The 19,976-nt window shown below is 54.8% G+C and carries 12 protein-coding genes; 4 read left to right on the top strand and 8 right to left on the bottom strand.

Going from position 1 to position 19,976, the window contains the following annotated elements; genetic code table 11:
• Positions 1–22 precede the first annotated feature (22 nt).
• Positions 23–1,681, bottom strand: coding sequence for a glucan biosynthesis protein D (locus HFD95_RS09275; protein ID WP_029519710.1), 1,659 nt, complete (start codon positions 1,679–1,681; stop codon positions 23–25).
• 335 nt (positions 1,682–2,016) lie between these two features.
• Here HFD95_RS09275 and elaB point away from each other — a divergent pair, with 335 nt between their 5' ends.
• Positions 2,017–2,328 carry a stress response protein ElaB gene (gene elaB, locus HFD95_RS09270; protein ID WP_010258091.1) on the top strand — a complete coding sequence of 104 codons (312 nt, stop codon included), beginning with the start codon at positions 2,017–2,019 and terminating at the stop codon, positions 2,326–2,328.
• Positions 2,329–2,567: 239 nt separating this feature from the next.
• A complete protein-coding gene (locus HFD95_RS09265) occupies positions 2,568–3,764 on the top strand; it encodes a nicotinamide mononucleotide deamidase-related protein YfaY (protein WP_010671458.1) in 1,197 nt (398 codons plus the stop codon).
• A 350-nt stretch (positions 3,765–4,114) separates the two neighbouring features.
• On the opposite strand, the gene yfaE is transcribed toward HFD95_RS09265, so the two are convergent.
• From yfaE to ubiG, 4 genes are all read right to left on the bottom strand, one after another.
• Positions 4,115–4,375 (bottom strand): class I ribonucleotide reductase maintenance protein YfaE, encoded by a 261-nt coding sequence (gene yfaE / locus HFD95_RS09260; protein ID WP_010258095.1) that lies wholly within the window; start codon positions 4,373–4,375, stop codon positions 4,115–4,117.
• A gap of 2 nt (positions 4,376–4,377) precedes the next feature.
• Entirely contained in the window at positions 4,378–5,508 is a 1,131-nt protein-coding gene (gene nrdB, locus HFD95_RS09255; RefSeq protein ID WP_010258096.1) for a class Ia ribonucleoside-diphosphate reductase subunit beta, read from the bottom strand.
• A 72-nt stretch (positions 5,509–5,580) separates the two neighbouring features.
• Positions 5,581–7,866: a class 1a ribonucleoside-diphosphate reductase subunit alpha gene (gene nrdA / locus HFD95_RS09250; RefSeq protein WP_010258098.1), complete on the bottom strand. Its 2,286-nt coding sequence runs from the start codon at positions 7,864–7,866 to the stop codon at positions 5,581–5,583.
• A gap of 526 nt (positions 7,867–8,392) precedes the next feature.
• Entirely contained in the window at positions 8,393–9,118 is a 726-nt protein-coding gene (gene ubiG, locus HFD95_RS09245) for a bifunctional 2-polyprenyl-6-hydroxyphenol methylase/3-demethylubiquinol 3-O-methyltransferase UbiG (protein ID WP_010671459.1), read from the bottom strand.
• Positions 9,119–9,295: 177 nt separating this feature from the next.
• Here ubiG and gyrA point away from each other — a divergent pair, with 177 nt between their 5' ends.
• Together gyrA and rcsC are read left to right on the top strand one after the other, a co-directional pair.
• Entirely contained in the window at positions 9,296–11,968 is a 2,673-nt protein-coding gene (gene gyrA, locus HFD95_RS09240) for a DNA topoisomerase (ATP-hydrolyzing) subunit A (protein WP_064690246.1), read from the top strand.
• A 428-nt stretch (positions 11,969–12,396) separates the two neighbouring features.
• A complete protein-coding gene (rcsC, locus tag HFD95_RS09235; protein WP_167430165.1) occupies positions 12,397–15,249 on the top strand; it encodes a two-component system sensor histidine kinase RcsC in 2,853 nt (950 codons plus the stop codon).
• Positions 15,250–15,303: 54 nt separating this feature from the next.
• Here rcsC and rcsB read toward each other — a convergent pair whose 3' ends face one another.
• Genes rcsB through HFD95_RS09220 form a run of 3 tightly spaced genes read right to left on the bottom strand, consistent with a single transcriptional unit; the run spans position 15,304 to position 19,787 of the window.
• The gene (gene rcsB, locus HFD95_RS09230; protein WP_009089068.1) at positions 15,304–15,954 is read right to left on the bottom strand and encodes a response regulator transcription factor RcsB; all 651 of its coding nucleotides are present in this window, start codon (positions 15,952–15,954) and stop codon (positions 15,304–15,306) included.
• Position 15,955: 1 nt separating this feature from the next.
• Positions 15,956–18,613 (bottom strand): phosphotransferase RcsD, encoded by a 2,658-nt coding sequence (rcsD, locus tag HFD95_RS09225; protein WP_010248389.1) that lies wholly within the window; start codon positions 18,611–18,613, stop codon positions 15,956–15,958.
• Between the two features lie 19 nt (positions 18,614–18,632).
• Positions 18,633–19,787, bottom strand: a complete 1,155-nt coding sequence (locus HFD95_RS09220; RefSeq protein WP_167430164.1) for an MFS transporter — start codon at positions 19,785–19,787, stop codon at positions 18,633–18,635.
• Positions 19,788–19,976: the final 189 nt, after the last annotated feature.

Below are 19,976 nucleotides of genomic sequence, written 5' to 3'. Positions count from 1 at the left end.
CCTGAGCCTCGCCTTTTTTACATCAACCCACCGTCATCTGGCGGTCATCGACATATTTACGCTGATCCGGCGCAGGCGGGAAATATTGATAGAGCCAGGTTTCACTCAGCGTCTCATCTTTGCTGCGCAGGAACAGACGCATCTCTACCGGCTCGGTGGAATCGCTATTCGGATACCAGTCAAACAGGATGCGATAGCCCTTAAGCGGATCGACATACAGAATCTCAACCTGCTTCACGCTACCGGATGAAACGGTAATCACCGGCTCAATCCCTTTCGGCGCAGCAGCCTGCAGATCGCCACCAATAAAATCAATGGCGAAGCGGCGGCACCAGGTTTCCGGGAAGTGTTCGCCAGGCGCCCAGCCTTCCGGGAAACCACCGATACCGGTACGGGTTGCATCCACGCGCGCCAGACCGCTACGCACCGGCGGCAGACCACTCCAGTAAAGCTTGTAGGAGAAGTTCAGCTCGCTGCCCGCTTTGACCGGCTCAGCCGGTTGCCAGAAGCAGACCACGTTATCCAGCGTTTCACCCGTGGTCGGGATCTCCATCAGGTTAATCGCGCCTTTGCCCCACTTACCGACCGGCTCAACCCACAGGCTGGGACGTTTGTCATACCAGCCAATCACATCCTGATAATCTTTGAAGTCGTGATTAAGCTGCAGCAGGCCAAACCCACGCGGATTCTCATCTTCATAGGCGTTGAACTGCAGACGCTGAGGATTATTCAGCGGGCGGGCAATCCATTCGCCTTTACCGGTCCACATCGCCAGACGATCGGAGTCATGGATCTGCGGATGGTAAGTGTTACACATGCGGCGTTCGTTGGTGCCGCAGCTGAACATACTGGTCATTGGCGAGATGCCAATCTGACGGATCTCTTTACGGGCAAACAGGTGGTTTTCCACCTCCATCACCACGCGTTTCTCTTCGCAATGGATGATGAATTTATAAGCACCGGTGACGCTGGCACCATCCAGCAGGGCGTAGCAGGTAAAGGTGGTATCTTCCGCTTTTGGCGTTTCAAACCAGAAGGCGGTGAAATCGGGAAACTCCTCCTGGCCATTGCTGAAGGTGTTGATCGCTACGCCACGCGCCGAGAGGCCGTACTGGAAAGTATCGTCAACGGCACGGAAGTAGCTTGCGCCAAGGAAGGAGACGATGTCGCGACGGGCCAGTTCCGGTTTTTTAAAGGCGCGGAAACCGGCGAAGCCGAGGTCAGTTTTGCCCTCCAGCTGCTTCGTATCAACTTTGGCGTCGTTGTAGTTGAACAATTCGGGACGGAAGTGAATTTCGCGCGCTTCGCGACTCTCGCCGTCAACAGAGAACATGCGGATGCGCCGCTTGAAGCCCATACCGACATGGAAGAACTGAACGTCCAGTTGACGATCGGGCAGGTTGTTCCAGAGTGAGTGGTTGGCGTCGTACTGAATTTCGTTGTACGCCTGCGGGGTCAATGTGGCCAGCGTCTCCGGCAGCGCGCCCGGTGCTCCGCCCCAGGGTTTTTTCGCCAGTGCAGCCGCGTTTTTCTTCAATACGTCGAAATCGAAGCGTACGGCGGTTCCGTCAGCAATGCCATCTTCTGCCCATGCGGATTGCGCAAACAGCGTTGACAGGCCGGTCATGCCGCTGACGGCGGAGAAGGCCATTGACGCTTTCATAAACATTCTTCGATTCATGCCAGAGATTATTCCTTAGCTGTTCGAGGGTGTCGTGACTGTCGTGCAAAATGCACTTTCATGGCCCGATAATCACAGGCAACAGAGGGGTACGACAGTAGGGTTACTGGAAAATTCAGTCACGACAAAATTTATCAGATTAATCAAAGAAGCGAAGCGAAATTCCGCGGTTGCCGCTGCGTCTTACACTTCTTTGCGTAGCGAAACGGCGCACAGCCTGCACTGAGCAAGATTAACAGATGAAAAATCAGGTGATTCCTGGAGCAGGAAATCAGCAGAGCGCCAGATTATGACTATAGTTAATGAACTGCTTTGCAATTCACACGGAGGAAACGATGGTAAATCAGACAAATCAATTCGAAACGGGCCTCGATGACGATATTGCGTTACTGACTGAAACGCTGGAAGAAGTCCTTAAGGCATCAGGCGATCCGGCCGATCAGAAGTACATTGAGCTTAAAAGCAAAGCCGAACAGGCGCTGAACGATGTGAAATCTCGTGTCAGCCAGGCGTCCGATAGCTACTACTATCGCGCTAAACAAGCGGCTTACCGTGCAGACGATTACGTGCACGAAAAACCGTGGCAGGGTGTCGGTATCGGTGCAACAGCCGGTCTGGTACTCGGTCTGCTGCTGGCGCGTCGTTAATCGCGATTCGCTGACCCAGTTGTAGCAGACAACTGTAGTAAAAAAGCGGCGGGGCAATCCCGCCGTTTTTATTGGTTTTTAACTCCCTGAACACCTTCACCACCCTTGTTCCTGCTTCACCCTCGCTATCTTTATGCGCAACGTGCCTGAGACGCAGTGGTCACAATCCCTGGTGATGCCGATTGTGTCTGGCGGGAGGAGTTCGTACAGTAAAGCAAACGTGAAAAGGAGAACTCAACGTGATTAGAGTAGAGATGCTGTCGACCGGGGATGAGGTGCTGCATGGCCAAATCGTCGATACCAACGCAGCCTGGCTGGCGGATATGTTGTTCCAGCAAGGGTTGCCTATGACCAGCCGTACCACGGTAGGAGATTCACTCGAATCGCTAATCGCCACGCTACAGGCGCGCAGCCATGAGGCAGATGTGCTGATTGTGAATGGCGGTCTGGGGCCGACCAGTGACGATCTCAGTGCGCTGGCAGCCGCCAGAGCCTGTGGCGTTGAGCTTGAGGTGCAGCAGGAGTGGCTGGAACAGATGGAAGCCTGGTTCGCCAGCCGGGGACGCGTGATGGCGGCCAGCAATCGCAAGCAGGCGGAAATCCCGGCCAATGCGGAACTGATTGATAATCCGGTCGGTACCGCCTGTGGCTTTGCCCTGCAACTCAATCGCTGCTGGATGTTCTTCACGCCTGGTGTGCCGTCTGAATTTAAAGTGATGGTGGAGCAGCAGATCATCCCCCGTCTGAAAGCGAAATTTTCGCCGCCCGAGCCACCGATTTGTCTGCGGCTGACCACCTTTGGTCGCGGTGAAAGCGATATTGCCGCCGAACTGGAGCCGCTGGCGCTGCCGGAAGGCGTGGTCATGGGATATCGCTCGTCCATGCCGATCATTGAGATCAAGCTCACCGGCCCGGCCAGTCAGCGGGTAGCGATGGAGCAGGTGTGGCAGCAGGTGCGCCTGCAACTGGCGGAGTGCACCATTTTCGAAGGCACCGAAGGCTTACCGGCGCTGCTGGCACGTGAGCTGGAGCAGCGCGGTGAGCAGCTGGCAATCAGTGAGCAATACACCGCCGGACTGCTCTACTGGCAGTTGGCTGGCGCCAGCGTGCCGCTACGTGGGGCTGACATCCTGCCATCCCGGCAGGAGACGCTGGAGCAGCAGGTGATCCGCACCCGCGAACTTGCTGCACAGCAGCAGGCCGCGCTGGCGCTCTCTGTTGGCAGCCTGGAGCAGGAGGAGATTTCGGTGGCGCTGCATACGCCGGATGGCAGTTTTGGTCAGCGCGTGAAGTTCAGTACCGGTCGCCATAATCTGGAGACGCGGCAGAAGGTGGTGGCAATGATGGCGATGAACATGCTGCGCCGCTGGTTACACGGCAGCGAAGTGAGCACCGGTCACGGCTGGATTGATGTGGTTGAAACTGTCAGACAGTAATATCAGTGAAAATAAAACGGGCGCCTGAGGCGCCCGTTTCGTTTCAGAATGCTGACCAACTTAGCCTTGGTGGCTTTTAGATCGAGCCTGCGAAGGGAACACGGTCAGATCGGAAAGACGCAAAAGCGTCATCCCTGACTGCTCGGCCCGCGCGATTACGCACCTCATCCCTGAGGTGCGCCCTTAGCCGGGCCAACGCTTTGCGTTGTTCAAAAACGCTCCCGGCGTTTTTATCCGGGCGGCGGGACGCTTTCCTATTCTGACCGTGTTCCCTGCGCTTCTGGCTGATCAATAGCTGTCAGGTTTACCCGTATTTAACTTGGGCAGCAATCTGACAAACGCCACCTCAGTTATAACTCAAGCTCAATCTCGCCTTTGGCTTTGCAGCAGCAGGGCAGGATCTCATCCTGCTGCACAAAGGCCAGCGGCCGCTGTGGGTAATGCACTTCGCCTTTCAGCAGCCGCATCCGGCAAGAGCCGCAATAACCTTCGCGGCACTGAAACTCCACGCAGAGATTGTTGGCTTCCAGCAGCGTCAGCAGATTGGTATGCTCGTCTGTGCATTCCAGCCGGGTGCCGGAACTGCGCAGAATAACAACGTCGCGGCTCATAATTAAAGCTGGAAGTCGTCGAAGTCGTTAGCGCCTACTTCAGAATCGATCTGACCCACCAGATAGGAGCTCACTTCCACTTCCTGCGGCGCAACCTGAACGTTGTCAGAGACCAGCCAGGAGTTAATCCATGGGATTGGGTTTGAGCGCGTCTGGAACGGCAAATCAAGGCCGACAGCCTGCATACGGATATTGGTGATGTACTCAATGTACTGGCAGAGAATATCTTTGTTCAGGCCGATCATTGAGCCGCCGCTGAACAGATATTCTGCCCACTCTTTCTCCTGCAGCGCTGCTTTCTTAAACAGCTCGAAGCACTCTTCACGGCACTCTGCCGCAATCTCTTTCATCTCCGGATCGTCTTCACCGCTGCGCAGCAGATTCAGCATGTGCTGGGTGCCGGTCAGGTGCAGCGCTTCATCGCGGGCAATCAGCTTGATGATTTTGGCATTGCCTTCCATCAGCTCACGCTCAGCGAACGCGAATGAACAGGCGAAGCTGACATAGAAACGGATCGCTTCCAGCGCATTGACGCTCATCAGGCAGATATAGAGCTGCTTCTTCAGGGCGCGCAGGCTGACGACGACCGGTTTGCCGTTGACCTGATGCGTGCCTTCACCCAGCTGATGCCAGTAGTTGGTCATCTCAATCAGATCGTCGTAATAGCGTGAGATATCCTGAGCACGCGCCAGAATCTGCTCATTGGTGACGATATCGTCAAACACCACTGCCGGATCGTTAACGATATTACGGATGATGTGGGTGTAAGAACGGGAGTGAATCGTCTCTGAGAACGCCCAGGTTTCAATCCAGGTTTCCAGTTCAGGAATCGAGATCAGCGGCAGCAGCGCGACGTTCGGGCTGCGGCCCTGAATAGAATCCAGCAGCGTCTGATATTTCAGGTTGCTGATAAAGATATGTTTTTCGTGGTCCGGCAGCGCCTGGTAATCGATGCGATCGCGTGAAACGTCGACCTCTTCCGGACGCCAGAAGAAGGAGAGCTGCTTTTCGATCAGCTTTTCAAAGATGTCATATTTTTGCTGGTCGAAGCGCGCCACGTTTACGGACTGACCGAAAAACATCGGCTCTTTCAGCTGATCATTTTTGTTCTGTGAGAAAGTGGAGTAAGCCATAAAAGTTGTCCAAAAGTAGACGAAGCCAGGCCTCGTGAAATGAATGAGGCGGGAGATTCTCCCGCCTGACCATTAGATCTTACAGGCGCCGCTCTCGCAGCCATCATCCTGGATAGAAGGTGCCAGGTCATCCTGCGCATCTTCAGCACCGTCACGGGTGTTTTGATAGTAGAGCGTTTTCACGCCGAACTTATACGCCGTCAGCAGATCTTTCAGCAGCTGTTTCATCGGCACTTTACCGTTGGTGAAGCGCGACGGATCGTAGTTGGTGTTGGACGAAATCGCCTGGTCGATGAATTTCTGCATCAGACCCACCAGTTGCAGGTAGCCATCGTTGTTCGGCATTTCCCACAGCAGTTCGTACTGATCTTTCAGACGCTCATACTCCGGTACGACCTGACGCAGGATGCCATCTTTCGACGCTTTGATGCTGATGTGACCGCGCGGAGGCTCAATACCGTTGGTGGCATTGGAGATCTGCGACGAGGTTTCAGACGGCATCAGCGCAGACAGGGTCGAGTTGCGCAGGCCGTGCGTTTTAATCTCTTCACGCAGGCTTTCCCAGTCGAGATGCAGCGGTTCGTTGCTGATCGCGTCCAGATCTTTCTTGTAGGTGTCGATAGGCAGAATGCCCTGCGCATAGGTGGTTTCATTGAACCACGGGCAGGCACCTTGCTCTTTCGCCAGCTCGTTTGAGGCTTTCAGCAGGTAATACTGAATCGCTTCAAAGGTTTTGTGCGTCAGGCCATTGGCGCTGCCATCGGAGTAGCGCACACCATGCTTCGCCAGATAGTAGGCGTAGTTGATGACGCCGATACCCAGAGTACGACGACCCATCGCGCCACGCTGGGCAGCAGGGATTGGGTAATCCTGATAGTCGAGCAGCGCATCAAGCGCACGTACGGCCAGGGTAGCCAGCTCTTCCAGATCGTCGAGGCTTTCGATGGCGCCGAGGTTGAACGCAGAGAGCGTACACAGGGCAATCTCACCGTTTTCGTCGTTAACATCTTCCAGCGGTTTGGTCGGCAGGGCGATTTCCAGGCAGAGGTTAGACTGGCGAACCGGCGCGATGCTCGGGTCAAACGGGCTGTGGGTGTTGCAGTGATCGACGTTCTGAATGTAGATACGGCCGGTAGAGGCGCGTTCCTGCATCATCAGTGAGAAGAGATCGACCGCTTTAACACGCTGCTTGCGGATGCTCTGATCCTGCTCATATTTGGTATAGAGGCGCTCAAACTCATCCTGATTGGCGAAGAATGCGTCATACAGGCCAGGCACGTCAGACGGGCTGAACAGGGTGATATCTTCGCCTTTCAGCAGGCGCTGATACATCAGCTTATTGAGCTGTACACCATAGTCCATGTGACGCACGCGGTTGCCTTCAACACCACGGTTGTTCTTCAGCACCAGCAGGCTTTCGATTTCCAGATGCCACATCGGGTAGAACAGCGTGGCTGCGCCGCCACGAACGCCGCCCTGAGAACAGGACTTCACCGCGGTCTGGAAATGCTTGTAGAACGGGATACAGCCGGTATGGAACGCTTCACCGCCGCGAATCGGGCTGCCCAGCGCACGGATACGACCGGCGTTGATACCGATGCCGGCACGCTGAGAGACATATTTCACAATCGCGCTGGAGGTGGCGTTGATGGAGTCCAGGCTGTCGCCGCATTCGATCAGCACACAGGAGCTGAACTGACGTGTTGGGGTGCGTACGCCAGACATGATTGGCGTCGGCAGGGAGATTTTAAACGTCGAGATCGCATCATAGAAACGCTTGATGTAATCCATACGCGTGTCGCGCGGGTAGCCGGAGAAGAGGCAGGCGGCGACCAGTATGTAGAGGAACTGCGCGCTTTCGTAGATTTCACCCGAAACGCGGTTCTGCACCAGATATTTGCCTTCCAGCTGCTTCACAGCGGCATAGGAGAAGTTCATGTCACGCCAGTGGTCGAGGAACTCGTCCATCTGCGCAAACTCTTCCTGGCTGTAATCTTCCAGCAGGTGGCGATCATATTTGCCCATGTCGACCATCTTAACGACCTGGTCATAGAGCTTTGGCGGCTCAAACTGACCATACGCTTTTTTGCGCAGGTGGAAGATCGCCAGGCGGGCAGCCAGGTACTGATAGTCAGGGGCATCGCGGGAGATGAGGTCTGCTGCGGCCTTGATGATGGTCTCATGAATGTCAGAGGTTCTGATGCCATCATAGAACTGAATGTGAGAGCGCAGCTCAACCTGTGAAACTGAGACGTTGTTCAGCCCTTCAGCTGCCCAGTCCAGCACACGGTGAATTTTGTCGAGATCAATGCGCTCCTGGCGGCCATCGCGTTTAGTAACGAGCAGACTCTGGTTCATGTCGCGTTTTTACCTTTGCGTGAGTATCCAAAAATTAAAAGAAATCCCGGTTTATACACAGCCTATTCATTGTGAATAATGTGTGGATAAACACTACATCTAGGGGGTGATGGGAAAAGCCATAACTACATGGGGGCATATTTTAGTATTTTACGGCCGCTTAACAAGAGCAAAAAATGATGGCTGGAGGGGTTGTAATTCTTGCGAAATTTCTTAGCCCACGCCTTGTAAGGCCTGGCATCATGTCAACCAGATCACACTTTTTTTTCTTATTATGATCGGGCGCGTGTTTCTTATTCAATCCTCAGGATTCAGCAGGAAAAGGGATGAAAAATGGCTAAAAGCCGCTAGCGGGTTGCTGGTCAGCAGAGAATCGGATGCGGTAACGCTGAAGAGGATGGAACCGGGCTGATGTAACCTATTGGCAGACATCAGAATGCCTCTGGCGCGGTGAGTGCTGTGACCGGCACAGGGAGAACGGGCGCAGAAGAGGGGATGCCCGCCCTGATTCAGGCGGGCGGGTCACTCAGACGGCGCGGTGGGTGTGCACCATATAATTCACGTCAGTGCCGGGAGCCAGTTTGAAGCGGTTAGTCACCGGGTTGTAGTGCAGGCCAATGATGTGGCGTTCACGCAGGGCCGTTTCATCGACCCAGCCCAGCAGTTCGGAAGGACGGATAAATTTCTTCACGTCGTGGGTGCCGCGCGGCAGCATGCGCAACACATATTCCGCACCAAATATCGCCAGCAGCCAGGCTTTTGGATTGCGGTTCAGCGTAGAGAAAAAGACTTCGCCGCCGGGTTTGACCAGCTTCGCACAGGCGTGAACCACTGAGCGCGGATCCGGCACGTGCTCCAGCATCTCCATGCAGGTCACCACATCATATTTTCCGGCGTGCTGCTCCGCATGCTCTTCAACGGTCTGCTGCACGTAGTCCAGCGTCACTCCGCTCTCCAGGGCATGCAGGCGCGCCACGGCCAGCGGTTCCGCGCCCATGTCCAGACCCGTGACCACGGCGCCTTCGCGCGCCATGCTTTCGGCTAAGATGCCGCCGCCGCATCCGACGTCGAGCACGGTTTTACCGAACAAGCCGTTGCTATGCTGCGCGATATAGCCCAGGCGCAGCGGGTTAATGCGGTGCAACGGTTTAAATTCACCCTCCAGATCCCACCAGCGCGAGGCAACGGCCTCAAACTTGGCAATTTCCTGCGCATCGACGTTCTGCTGATGATTCTGCGGTTGTGCATTCATTGAATCGTAACTCCTGACAAAATGTGCCCACAGTATAAACGCTTAACCGCAGATGGCACACCTTTCAGGCGCAAGGAAAAGCGGGTGAAATCGGTGGTTAGCGTTCACCAGAGCATTGCAGTGTGATATACTTTCGCACCTTTAAAATCCGGGATTAAGTAGAGGGATAGCGGCTCCATGAGCGACCTTGCGAGAGAAATTACACCGGTCAATATCGAAGAAGAATTAAAAAATTCTTACCTCGGTTACGCCATGTCGGTCATCGTTGGCCGAGCTTTACCCGATGTGCGTGATGGCCTGAAGCCGGTTCATCGTCGCGTACTTTTTGCGATGAGTGTACTGGGTAACGACTGGAACAAACCCTATAAAAAATCTGCCCGCGTCGTCGGTGACGTTATCGGTAAATATCACCCGCATGGTGATTCCGCCGTTTACGACACCATTGTACGTATGGCCCAGCCTTTCTCCCTGCGTTACATGCTGGTGGACGGACAAGGCAACTTCGGTTCCATCGACGGCGACTCCGCCGCGGCGATGCGTTATACCGAAATTCGCATGTCGAAAATCGCCCACGACCTGTTAGCTGACCTGGAAAAAGAGACCGTCGATTTCGTACCGAACTACGACGGCACTGAGCAGATCCCTGAAGTTCTGCCGACCAAAATTCCTAACCTGCTGGTGAACGGCTCTTCCGGTATCGCCGTGGGTATGGCAACCAACATTCCGCCGCATAACCTGCGTGAAGTGATTAACGGCTGCCTGGCTTACATTGAAAATGAAGACATCAGCATTGAAGAGCTGATGGAGCACATTCCGGGGCCTGATTTCCCGACCGCCGCTATTATCAATGGTCGCCGTGGCATCGAAGAAGCGTACCGCACCGGACGCGGTAAAATTTATATTCGTGCGCGTGGCGAAGTGGAAGCTGATGCTAAAACGGGCCGCGAGACCATCATCATTCATGAGCTGCCGTATCAGGTTAACAAGGCACGCCTGATTGAGAAGATTGCGGAGCTGGTGAAAGAGAAGCGTGTCGAAGGCATCAGCGCACTGCGCGATGAGTCTGATAAAGACGGCATGCGTATCGTGATTGAGATCAAGCGCGATGCGGTCGGCGAAGTCGTGCTGAATAATCTCTATTCACTGACCCAGTTGCAGACCTCGTTTGGTATCAACATGGTCGCCCTGCATCAGGGTCAGCCGAAGATCATGGCGCTGAAGGAGATTCTGGACGCCTTTGTTCGCCATCGTCGTGAAGTTGTGACGCGTCGTACTATCTTTGAACTGCGTAAGGCGCGCGATCGTGCGCATATCCTGGAAGGTCTGGCGATTGCGCTGGCGAATATCGATCCGATCATCGAGCTGATTCGTCGTGCACCAAACCCGGCAGAAGCGAAAGCGGGTCTGATTGCGCAGGCGTGGGATCTCGGTAACGTGTCAGCGATGCTGGAACGTGCCGGTGATGACGCCGCGCGTCCGGAGTGGCTGGATCCACAATATGGCATCCGTGATGGTCAATACTATCTGACCGAGCAGCAGGCTCAGGCGATTCTGGATCTGCGTCTGCAGAAACTGACCGGCCTTGAGCACGAGAAGCTGCTGGATGAGTATAAAGCGCTGCTGGAGCAGATCGCTGAGCTGCTGCGCATTCTGTCGAACGCGGACCGTCTGATGGAGGTGATCCGCGAAGAGCTGGAGCTGATGCGTGATCAGTTCGGTGATGAGCGTCGCACAGAGATTACCGCCAACACGGCTGACATTAATATCGAAGACCTGATCAATCAGGAAGATGTTGTGGTGACATTGTCGCATCAGGGCTATGTGAAGTATCAGCCGCTGACCGACTATGAAGCGCAGCGTCGTGGTGGTAAGGGCAAATCAGCCGCACGTATCAAAGAAGAGGACTTCATTGATCGTCTGCTGGTCGCCAATACGCATGACACGATTCTTTGCTTCTCCAGCCGTGGCCGTCTCTACTGGATGAAGGTTTACCAGCTGCCGGAAGCAAGCCGTGGCGCACGTGGACGTCCAATCGTCAACCTGCTGCCGCTGGAAGCCAACGAGCGTATTACGGCGATTCTGCCGGTACGTGAGTATACCGAAGGCTTTAATATCTTTATGGCGACCGCGCTCGGTACCGTGAAGAAGACCGCACTGAAAGAGTTCAGCCGTCCACGCAGCGCGGGCATTATTGCCGTGAATCTGCGTGACGACGATGAGCTGATCGGTGTGGCGCTGACCAACGGTAACGATGAAGCGATGCTGTTCTCAGCGGCCGGTAAAGTGGTGCGCTTTGCAGAAACCGCAGTCCGTGCGATGGGTCGTACCGCCTCTGGCGTACGCGGCATCAGGCTGGCTGAAGGCGATCGCGTTGTGTCATTGATTGTGCCGCGTGAAGAGGGTGCAATTATGACCGTGACGCAGAATGGTTACGGCAAGCGTACGGCCAACAGCGAATACCCGACCAAGTCGCGTGCGACTCAGGGTGTTATTTCAATCAAAGTGACCGAACGTAATGGTCCGGTGATTGGCGCCGTTCAGGTCGTTGATGGCGATCAGATTATGATGATCACCGATGCCGGTACGCTGGTGCGTACCCGCGTTTCAGAAGTCAGCGTCGTGGGTCGTAATACCCAGGGTGTGATTCTGATTCGTACCGCAGAGGATGAGAACGTCGTGGGTCTGCAGCGTGTTGCCGAGCCGGTTGAAGAAGAAGAGCTGGATTCAATCGACGGTAGCGTGGCGGAAGGCGAGGAAGATATCGCGCCGGAAGCAGAGAACGACGATGAAGAGATTGCGCCGGAAGCGGATGCAGAAGACGAAGACGACGCGGCTGAAGACGAAGAGTAATTTGTCTGGCGTGAGCTGAGGTTCGTTGCAGAAACGGCAGGTCAGGGGAAACCCGGCCTGCCGTTTTTTTTTGTGTGATGGGGAGATTGCAGGGGGCAGAGAGCTTATGGCTGGGAGCTGGGAGCTGATGGCTGTGAGTCGGGAGCCGTCGCAAGGCCTGCTGTGCCCGATCGCAAAGGATTCCCGCATCCATGCGGATCGGCCACGCCATCCCTGGCGTAGACGCTTTGCTCTTCGGGCACAGCAGGCCTTTCTTATTGGGATGGTGGAACCGCTTTGAGTAGATAAAGATGTTGCTTTGGCTGTCTTAAAAGATTCCCAAACCGCCCGCTAAGCCTGCGGCTGGCTGGCTTTTTACGCCCGATAAAGCTAGTGTATGGGCATTAAAAATCGATGATGCGACTAACCTTGCCAACTGCGAGTTACCTTTGAAATATCCTGTCTCTTTCCGCACTACGCTTCGCATCTCGCGCTATCTTTTCCGCGCGCTGGCGCTGCTAATCTGGACGCTGGGCGCCGTTCTTACTGCGTTTTACATTATCAGCGTGCTGCACAATAAAGAGACGCAGGTTCGGCAGGAGTTTGCCAGCAACTACGGCACGATACAGTGGTATGTGCGCCATTCGGCGGACATGATGCGTGAGCTGAAATATATCACCGAGAACCGCTTAACCAACGCCAGCAGCGGTCTGGATGTGCTGACCGGTATGATGCCAGGCAAAACATCCCAGCCGCAGTTTACGCCCCTGTTTTCGGATGGCGACTGTACCTCGATGAGCAATACCTGGCGCAACTCGCTCGATTCACTCAGTTACTACATCAATTACTGGAAAAGTAACTTCGCCTCATCGTATGAGCTGAATCGGGTGTTCTTTATCGGTGGCGAGAGTCAGTGTCTGGCCGACTTCACGATTGGCAGCAGCAATGCTGACCGGGAACGCAGCCTGAAATCGCTGCGTGAGAATGTGCTGCGCTATCGCAATAGCAGCGAAGAAGATCGCCGCAATCCGATGTACTGGATTAACAGCAGTGCTCAGCCAGGCGTCGGAACCTTCTTTATGGTGGTGCCCGTCTACGTTGCTAATAAGTTACAGGCGCTACTGGGCGTCGAACAGAATATCCGGCTGGATGAGTTTATTCAGCCGGGCAGCCTGCCGATTATCGCGTCCATTACCGATGAAAATTATCGTCCACTGCTAAATTCGCGGCGCGGCGGGCTGGGCTTCTCGCTCGATAGTCTTCCTGATGATAAAACCTGGTTCGGATACCTGAATGGTTATCGTCAGCTGGTTCTGAAAAAGCCGCTGCCGCCTTCCGATCTTAACGTGGTGTGGTCGATATCTACCGACGTGATGGTGGATCAGCTCAAGCTGATGATCATTAATGCGCTGCTGCTCAATATTTTCAGCGCTGTCATTCTGTTTACCCTCGCCTGGCTGTTTGAGCGCCGGATGTTCCTGCCGGCGGAGGAGAACGCGCACCGGCTGGAAGAGCATGAGCAGTTTAACCGTAAGATTGTCGCCTCTGCGCCGGTCGGGATCTGTATTTTACGCACCAGCGACGGCACCAATATTCTGAGTAACGAGCTGGCGCACAATTATCTGACGTTGCTGACGCAGGAAGATCGCCTGCGGCTGAATGAGATTATTGGCGGGCAGCAGGTCAACTTTGTCGATGTGCTCACCGGCAGTAATACCAATTTGCAAATCAGCTTTGTGCATTCGCGCTATCGTAATGAGAACGTGGCGATTTGCGTGCTGGTCGATGTCTCGGCGCGCGTGCGGATGGAGCAGTCGCTGCAGGAGATGGCCCACGCGGCAGAGCAGGCGAGCCAGTCAAAATCGATGTTCCTTGCCACGGTCAGTCACGAACTGCGCACGCCGCTTTATGGCATTATTGGTAATCTCGATCTGCTGCAGACCAAAGAGCTGCCCAGCGGTATCGACTCGCTGGTGACGGCGATGAACAACTCCTCCAGCCTGCTGCTGAAAATCATCAGCGATATTCTCGACTTCTCAAAAATCGAGTCAGAGCAGCTGAAAATTGAGCCGCGTCCGTTTGCACCTCGTGAAATCGTGACCCACATCGTCGGCAACTATCTGTCGCTGGTGGTGAAGAAGCGGCTTACGCTCTACTGCTTTATAGAACATGACGTTCCGCAGGTGCTGGACGGCGATCCGCTGCGTCTGCAGCAGGTGATCTCGAACCTGCTGAATAACGCGATTAAGTTCACGCATACGGGCTGTATTATCCTCCACGCTTACGTTGCGCAGGGCTATCTGGCATTCCGCGTCCGTGATACTGGCGTCGGCATTCCGGCGAAAGAGCTGCCACGCCTGTTTGATCCTTTCTTCCAGGTGGGAAATGGCGTGCAGCGTAATTTCCAGGGCACCGGGCTGGGACTGGCGATCTGTGAAAAGCTGATCAATATGATGGACGGCGACATTGAGGTCGACTCAGAGCCAGGCATGGGCAGCCAGTTTACTGTGCGTATTCCAATCTACAAAGGGCAGAAGCCGTCACTGATGCTGCTGGAGGATTTACAGGATAAGAAAATCTGGCTGGCGATGCGCAACGAGTACCTCGCGGAATTTATCACGCGTCAGATTCAGCAGCAGGGCATTCAGGTCGCGGAGTATAACGGTAAGCCTGGCCATGACGATGTGGTGATGACCGATTACGAACTGGATATTGATGTTCCGTTGCGGGCGCTGGTCACTTTCGATGGATCGCATGTGGATATGCCGCGTGAACGTCAGCCTGGCCGCTGGATCCACTCTACCGCCACGCTGCATGAGGTTCCGGCGCTGCTGGCGCGCATCTATCGAATCGCACTGGGCAACGACGCCGCAGATGCGCTGTTGCTGGCCGCACCGGTAGAAGAGAAAGTGCATAACGATGACATCATGGTGTTGATTGTCGATGACCATCCGATTAACCGCATGCTGCTGTCGGAACAGCTCGGCACGCTGGGCTATCAGGTGAAGACTGCGCAGGATGGCGTTGATGCACTTAATGTACTGAGTCGTAATGAGATTGATATCGTACTGACCGACGTGAACATGCCGAATATGGATGGTTATCGCCTGACGCAGCGGTTGCGTCAGCTGGGCCATCTCTTCCCGGTCGTTGGCGTGACGGCGAATGCGCTGGCGGAAGAGAAACAGCGTTGCATGGATGCGGGCATGGATAACTGCCTGTCGAAACCGGTGACGTTAGATGTGCTGAAAGTGACGCTGGCAATCTATGCTGATCGGGTACGTAAAACGCGGATGGGGTAGGGCAGGAAAGGGCAGAGGCGAGGCGGTGCAGGCTGCACCGCCTCAGGAAGTAACTTAGTCTCTTTCGACCTGAGTCTGGCTGACAGACGACAGGTAGTTCAGCAGTGCGATATCGTTATCCACGCCCAGTTTCATCATCGCTGATTTCTTCTGGCTACTGATGGTTTTGATACTGCGGTTCAGCTTCTTGGCAATCTCGGTGACCAGGAAACCTTCTGCAAACAGACGCAGCACTTCGCTCTCTTTCGGTGACAGGCGTTTGTCGCCATAACCACCCGCGCTGATTTTCTCCAGCAGTTTCGCAACGCTTTCCGGCGTATATTTCTTGCCTTTCTGCAGTGCAGCCAGTGCCTTTGGCAAATCGGTTGGCGCGCCCTGTTTCAGTACAATCCCTTCGATATCGAGATCAAGCACTGAACTCAGAATCGCCGGGTTATTGTTCATGGTCAGAACAATAATCGAGAGATCCGGGTAGTGGCGTTTAATATATTTAATCAGCGTAATACCATCGCCATACTTCTCACCTGGCATAGAGAGGTCGGTGATCAGGACGTTGGCGTCAAGCTTGGACAGATTATTGATCAGTGCTGTTGAGTCTTCGAACTCACCTACAACGTTAACCCATTCAATTTGTTCCAGAGATTTTCGGATACCGAAAAGGACAATTGGATGGTCATCGGCAATAATTACGTTTAAGTTATTCATCTTATTGGTTACCTTGCTGCAGCAGTTGATTGACGTAAGCGTCAATATCACTGGTGGTATTTGTAATGTTTGAATCGTCACACGCTTTAATGTGGTGTTCTAACTCTTCACAAAGCTGTTTGCCGGGAGTCAGATTGAGCATGGCAAACACGCCCTTTAGGCGATGCGCTGTCTGAGCAAGCGAGGCGTAGTCCTTTTCCGCCGACTCAGTATACAGCCTCTTCACATCAACCGGTACTGTCTCCGTAAACAGCTGGAAATAGCCGCCGCTCATCAATGGCGTGGCCGCGTCGTCTTCCGTGTCGTTATCCATCACATCATGCGACAGTTGCTTCTCTATCAGTGCCAGCAATGCATCCAGCAGCGCATTACTGAGATTGAAATTGACCCGATACTGCTGGTCGTTCAGTGCATGGTGCCCCAGTTCATCTTCCGCCAGCAGCAGTGCCCAGCCGCTAAGCTTTGATGGATCGTCGGTCACCAGCACATCGTGATCCTGACCGGAAATGCGCTCGTCGGGTGTCAGACAACGCGCTCCCCAGTTTTCCAGATGGCGGCAGACAATTTTATGCACGTCCTCCACGGTGATCTCCACCAGCGCGGTAACGCCATCCAGAATTTTTTCCTCTTCTTCTTCGCGCTTCTGCTCCAGCACCAGCGGCAACTGCATGTTGTAGCGCGTGCCGATATCCGCTTTTGCCACGATATCCAGGCTGCCGCCCATCTGCTTGCAGAGCTGCTTACAGAGGAAGAACGCCATGCCAGAAGCCTGTCCGTAGCGATCCTGACTGGTATCACCCAGGAACGGGAAGTCGACATTGGCCAGTTCATCCACCGTCAGGCCCGCACCGGTGTCCACCAGTTCGATAATCAATCTATCGGCCTGCTTGTCCGCAGCCTTAACTTCCAGGGTGATTTTCCCCCAGCGGGTGGTGGTCAGGGCGTAGTGCATCAGCGTGGTCAGCACTTTACGCAGGGCGCGACGGTCGCCAAAGCGCGTCTCATCATTAGCCAGGTGATTATTCACCACCAGCGACAGCCCTTTGCGGCGCATCAGCGGCAGGCTTTCCAGTGCGATCTCATCCAGCAGTTCCTGCAGGTTAAAGACGGTCGCATCGGGTGACCAGTCGTGCGCCTCAAGCCGGTTCAGCAGCACGATATCATCCACCAGCCGCGCCAGCCCCTGACTCTCATCGAGCAGGTCCAGCACGGTCTCATCGGCATCACGCTGGCTGAGCTGTACCAGCTGCGTCACCATCTTCTCCAGGGGTTGATTCAGCGCATGGCCCAGATTGTGCAGCAGCTGCTGTCGCATCTGATGGTTACGATCCAGCACCTGCTGCGCTTTTTGCAGCTTCTTATTCACCAGCAGCTCGCGATCCTGGTCACGCATCATAAACAGCTGGGTATGCGGCGACAGCACGCTGCGGGCGTGGCGAATCTCATACACTTCGTTATTGATGGTGGCCTGCAGCACGCCCTGATGCTGGTCGGACATATTAATGATCTTCTGCAGATTGAGGTGAGGCAAAAGATGTTCAGCAATCTTATTGCTCAGCAGGGTGCGGTTGCTGGCAAAGTCATACACCAGCAGACCGACCGGCAGACTGGCCACTATCTCTTCATTCAATACCCGCAGCGAATCGAGTTCAGCGCTCTGGTTCTCGCTGGGACGCAGCGACTGCTGGCGCAGCAGTACGATACCCGCCAGTGAAAGCAGGAACAGCAGCAGGTTAATCAGCAGCGGCCAGAGCAGATTATGCAGGGTGTCGATAATCAGACGGCCAATCGGCACCTGATAAACCAGCTGCAGCGAGGTGCTGGGCAGGGTGGCCGTAATCTCGATATTGGGATTAACCAGTGAGATGCGGGTATTTTCCACCTCCTGCTGTTCACTGCTGCTGGCAGGCATTGAGCTGTCCTGACGCAGCTGGAAATTTTCCAGCGGCATGTTCTGCGGAACAATATCGTTAACCGGCAGATCAAAGGCGACCACCGTGGCCAGATGGCCTGGCTGGTTAAAGGTGGTACGCAGCGTGAAATAGTGATCGTTCTGGAAGGCGAGGTGGCGCAGCGGTGAGAAACTCTCGCGCTCATCGAGCGCATTCGCCTGCTGCAACATCTCAGCACGACGACCATCGACCATTGAACTGATGGCGCTCTCTTTATAGCGCGTCGCCATATCTTTCAGCGGCAGGGTCGAGATCATAATCAGGCTATTGTCCTGACCATTTAAAAAGTACATCGACCAGGTGGGATTTTCTGCGCCCCACAGCGTGTCGAGATAGTTCGACATCCGCATGGTCATGTCCAGCGTGCTGCTGTCATGTGAGCCGAAAATCAGCGCTTCCGTTTTACGCCGGGTTTTTTCCAGGTAGTAGACGTCAGGACGCAGTCGCGTCTCCTGCAGGTTACTGCCGGGTGTTGCACCTGCCGCACTGGTAGAGAGGTTTTCATAGATCTGCCAGGTGGCAAAGCGATAGGCATCAATGCGCTTCTGAACGTCACGTGCCAGATCGTCCATGGCATAGCGCTTCCCGGTCAGCCAGGCATTCACCGAGTTATGCACCATAAAGCCCAGCGCCAGCAGGAGCACCAGATTGAAAACCACAAAAAAGCGGGTGACGTTGCCGGAGGTCAGTGGAAACTTATACAACATAGCGTGTCAGGTACCTGAATTATTGCGCAACTTTTCGCGCACTGGCGGCTACCGCTAACAGCAACAGGGCGATCGCTAAAAATGCGCCGCTGAGGCTGATCCATTGCGAAATGAATCCGATTAAAGCCGGACCTGAGAGAATACCCGCATATCCCAGTGTTGTCATGGCAGAAATCGCCAGGTTCGAAGGCATATCCTGTTGATTCCCGGCAGCATTGAACAACATCGGCACCGTGTTAGATAAACCAAAGCCGACCAGCAGGAAAGCCAGCAGGGCGATCTCCGGCCACGGCAGCCAGACGGCCAGACTCATGCCAGCTGCGGCGGTCAGCGCGCCAGTCAGCATCACCGGGTAGCGACCAAAACGCTGGATGATCTTATCGCCGCTAAAACGGCCCAGCGTCATCGCTACGGAAAACACCGCATAGCCCAGTCCGGCCCAGGCGGGTGACATCTCCGGGTTCTGCAGCAGCAGCAGCGCGCCCCAGTCCAGCACGGCCCCTTCCGCCAGGAACAGGATAAAGCAGAGCAGGCCAAGAAACGCGACCCAGCCGCGTGGGATCACCAGCCAGGGTTGATCGGGCTGATGCAGGCGTTCATTCATTAAGACCGGCAGTCGCCACAGCAACAGCAATAACATCACTGCCATCACCACCAGCGTGGCGGCCAGGGGTGTAAAAGACTGGCTCAGCAACAGGCTGACCGTGCCCGCACCCAGAATCCCGCCAAGACTGAAGAAGCCATGGAAGCCGGACATCATCGGTTTATCCGCCGCCTGCTCAACCTGAACCGCCTGATAATTCATCGCCACATCCAGCATGCCCAGCCCGGCGCCAAACAGCATCAGCGCAGCCGCCATGACCAGATGAGAGTCAGCCGTGGCCAGTAGCGGCATCATCATCAGCACTAACAGGGTAGAGAAGCACATCACCCGACGGCAGCCAAACCGCGCCACCAGTGTGCCGGTCACCGGCATCGCGGCCAGCGAACCAATACCCAGACAGAGCAGTAACGCGCCCAGTGATGCGCCGCTGAGCTGCAGACGATCGCGGGCAAACGGCACCAGCGGAGCCCAGGCTGACATTCCTAAGCCATTGATCAAAAAGATGGTGCGCGTGCCCCAGTTCAGGCGGCTCTGATGTTTGTTTTGTTGTGCAGCGTCCAGTGCGGTCATAGGTCAGATTCATCAATGGTAAAGCGGAAAAGTGTAGCACTGGCCGTGAGTCAGTGGTCGTTGCGCCTCTTATCAGGAAGGGGATTGCAACATGGCATAAATGACAAAACCGGGAGTTTACCGACTTTTGTCGCGCTGCGAATTTTTTCCAGAACTTTCCTGGCATGACCACCGCCCCGCAGAATGACT

It is taken from the genome of Pantoea sp. EKM10T, from assembly GCF_011800685.1.
GTDB lineage: Bacteria > Pseudomonadota > Gammaproteobacteria > Enterobacterales > Enterobacteriaceae > Pantoea > Pantoea agglomerans.
The sequence above is the reverse complement of the archived record's forward strand: the minus strand, read 5'-3'. Positions and strand labels throughout refer to the sequence as shown.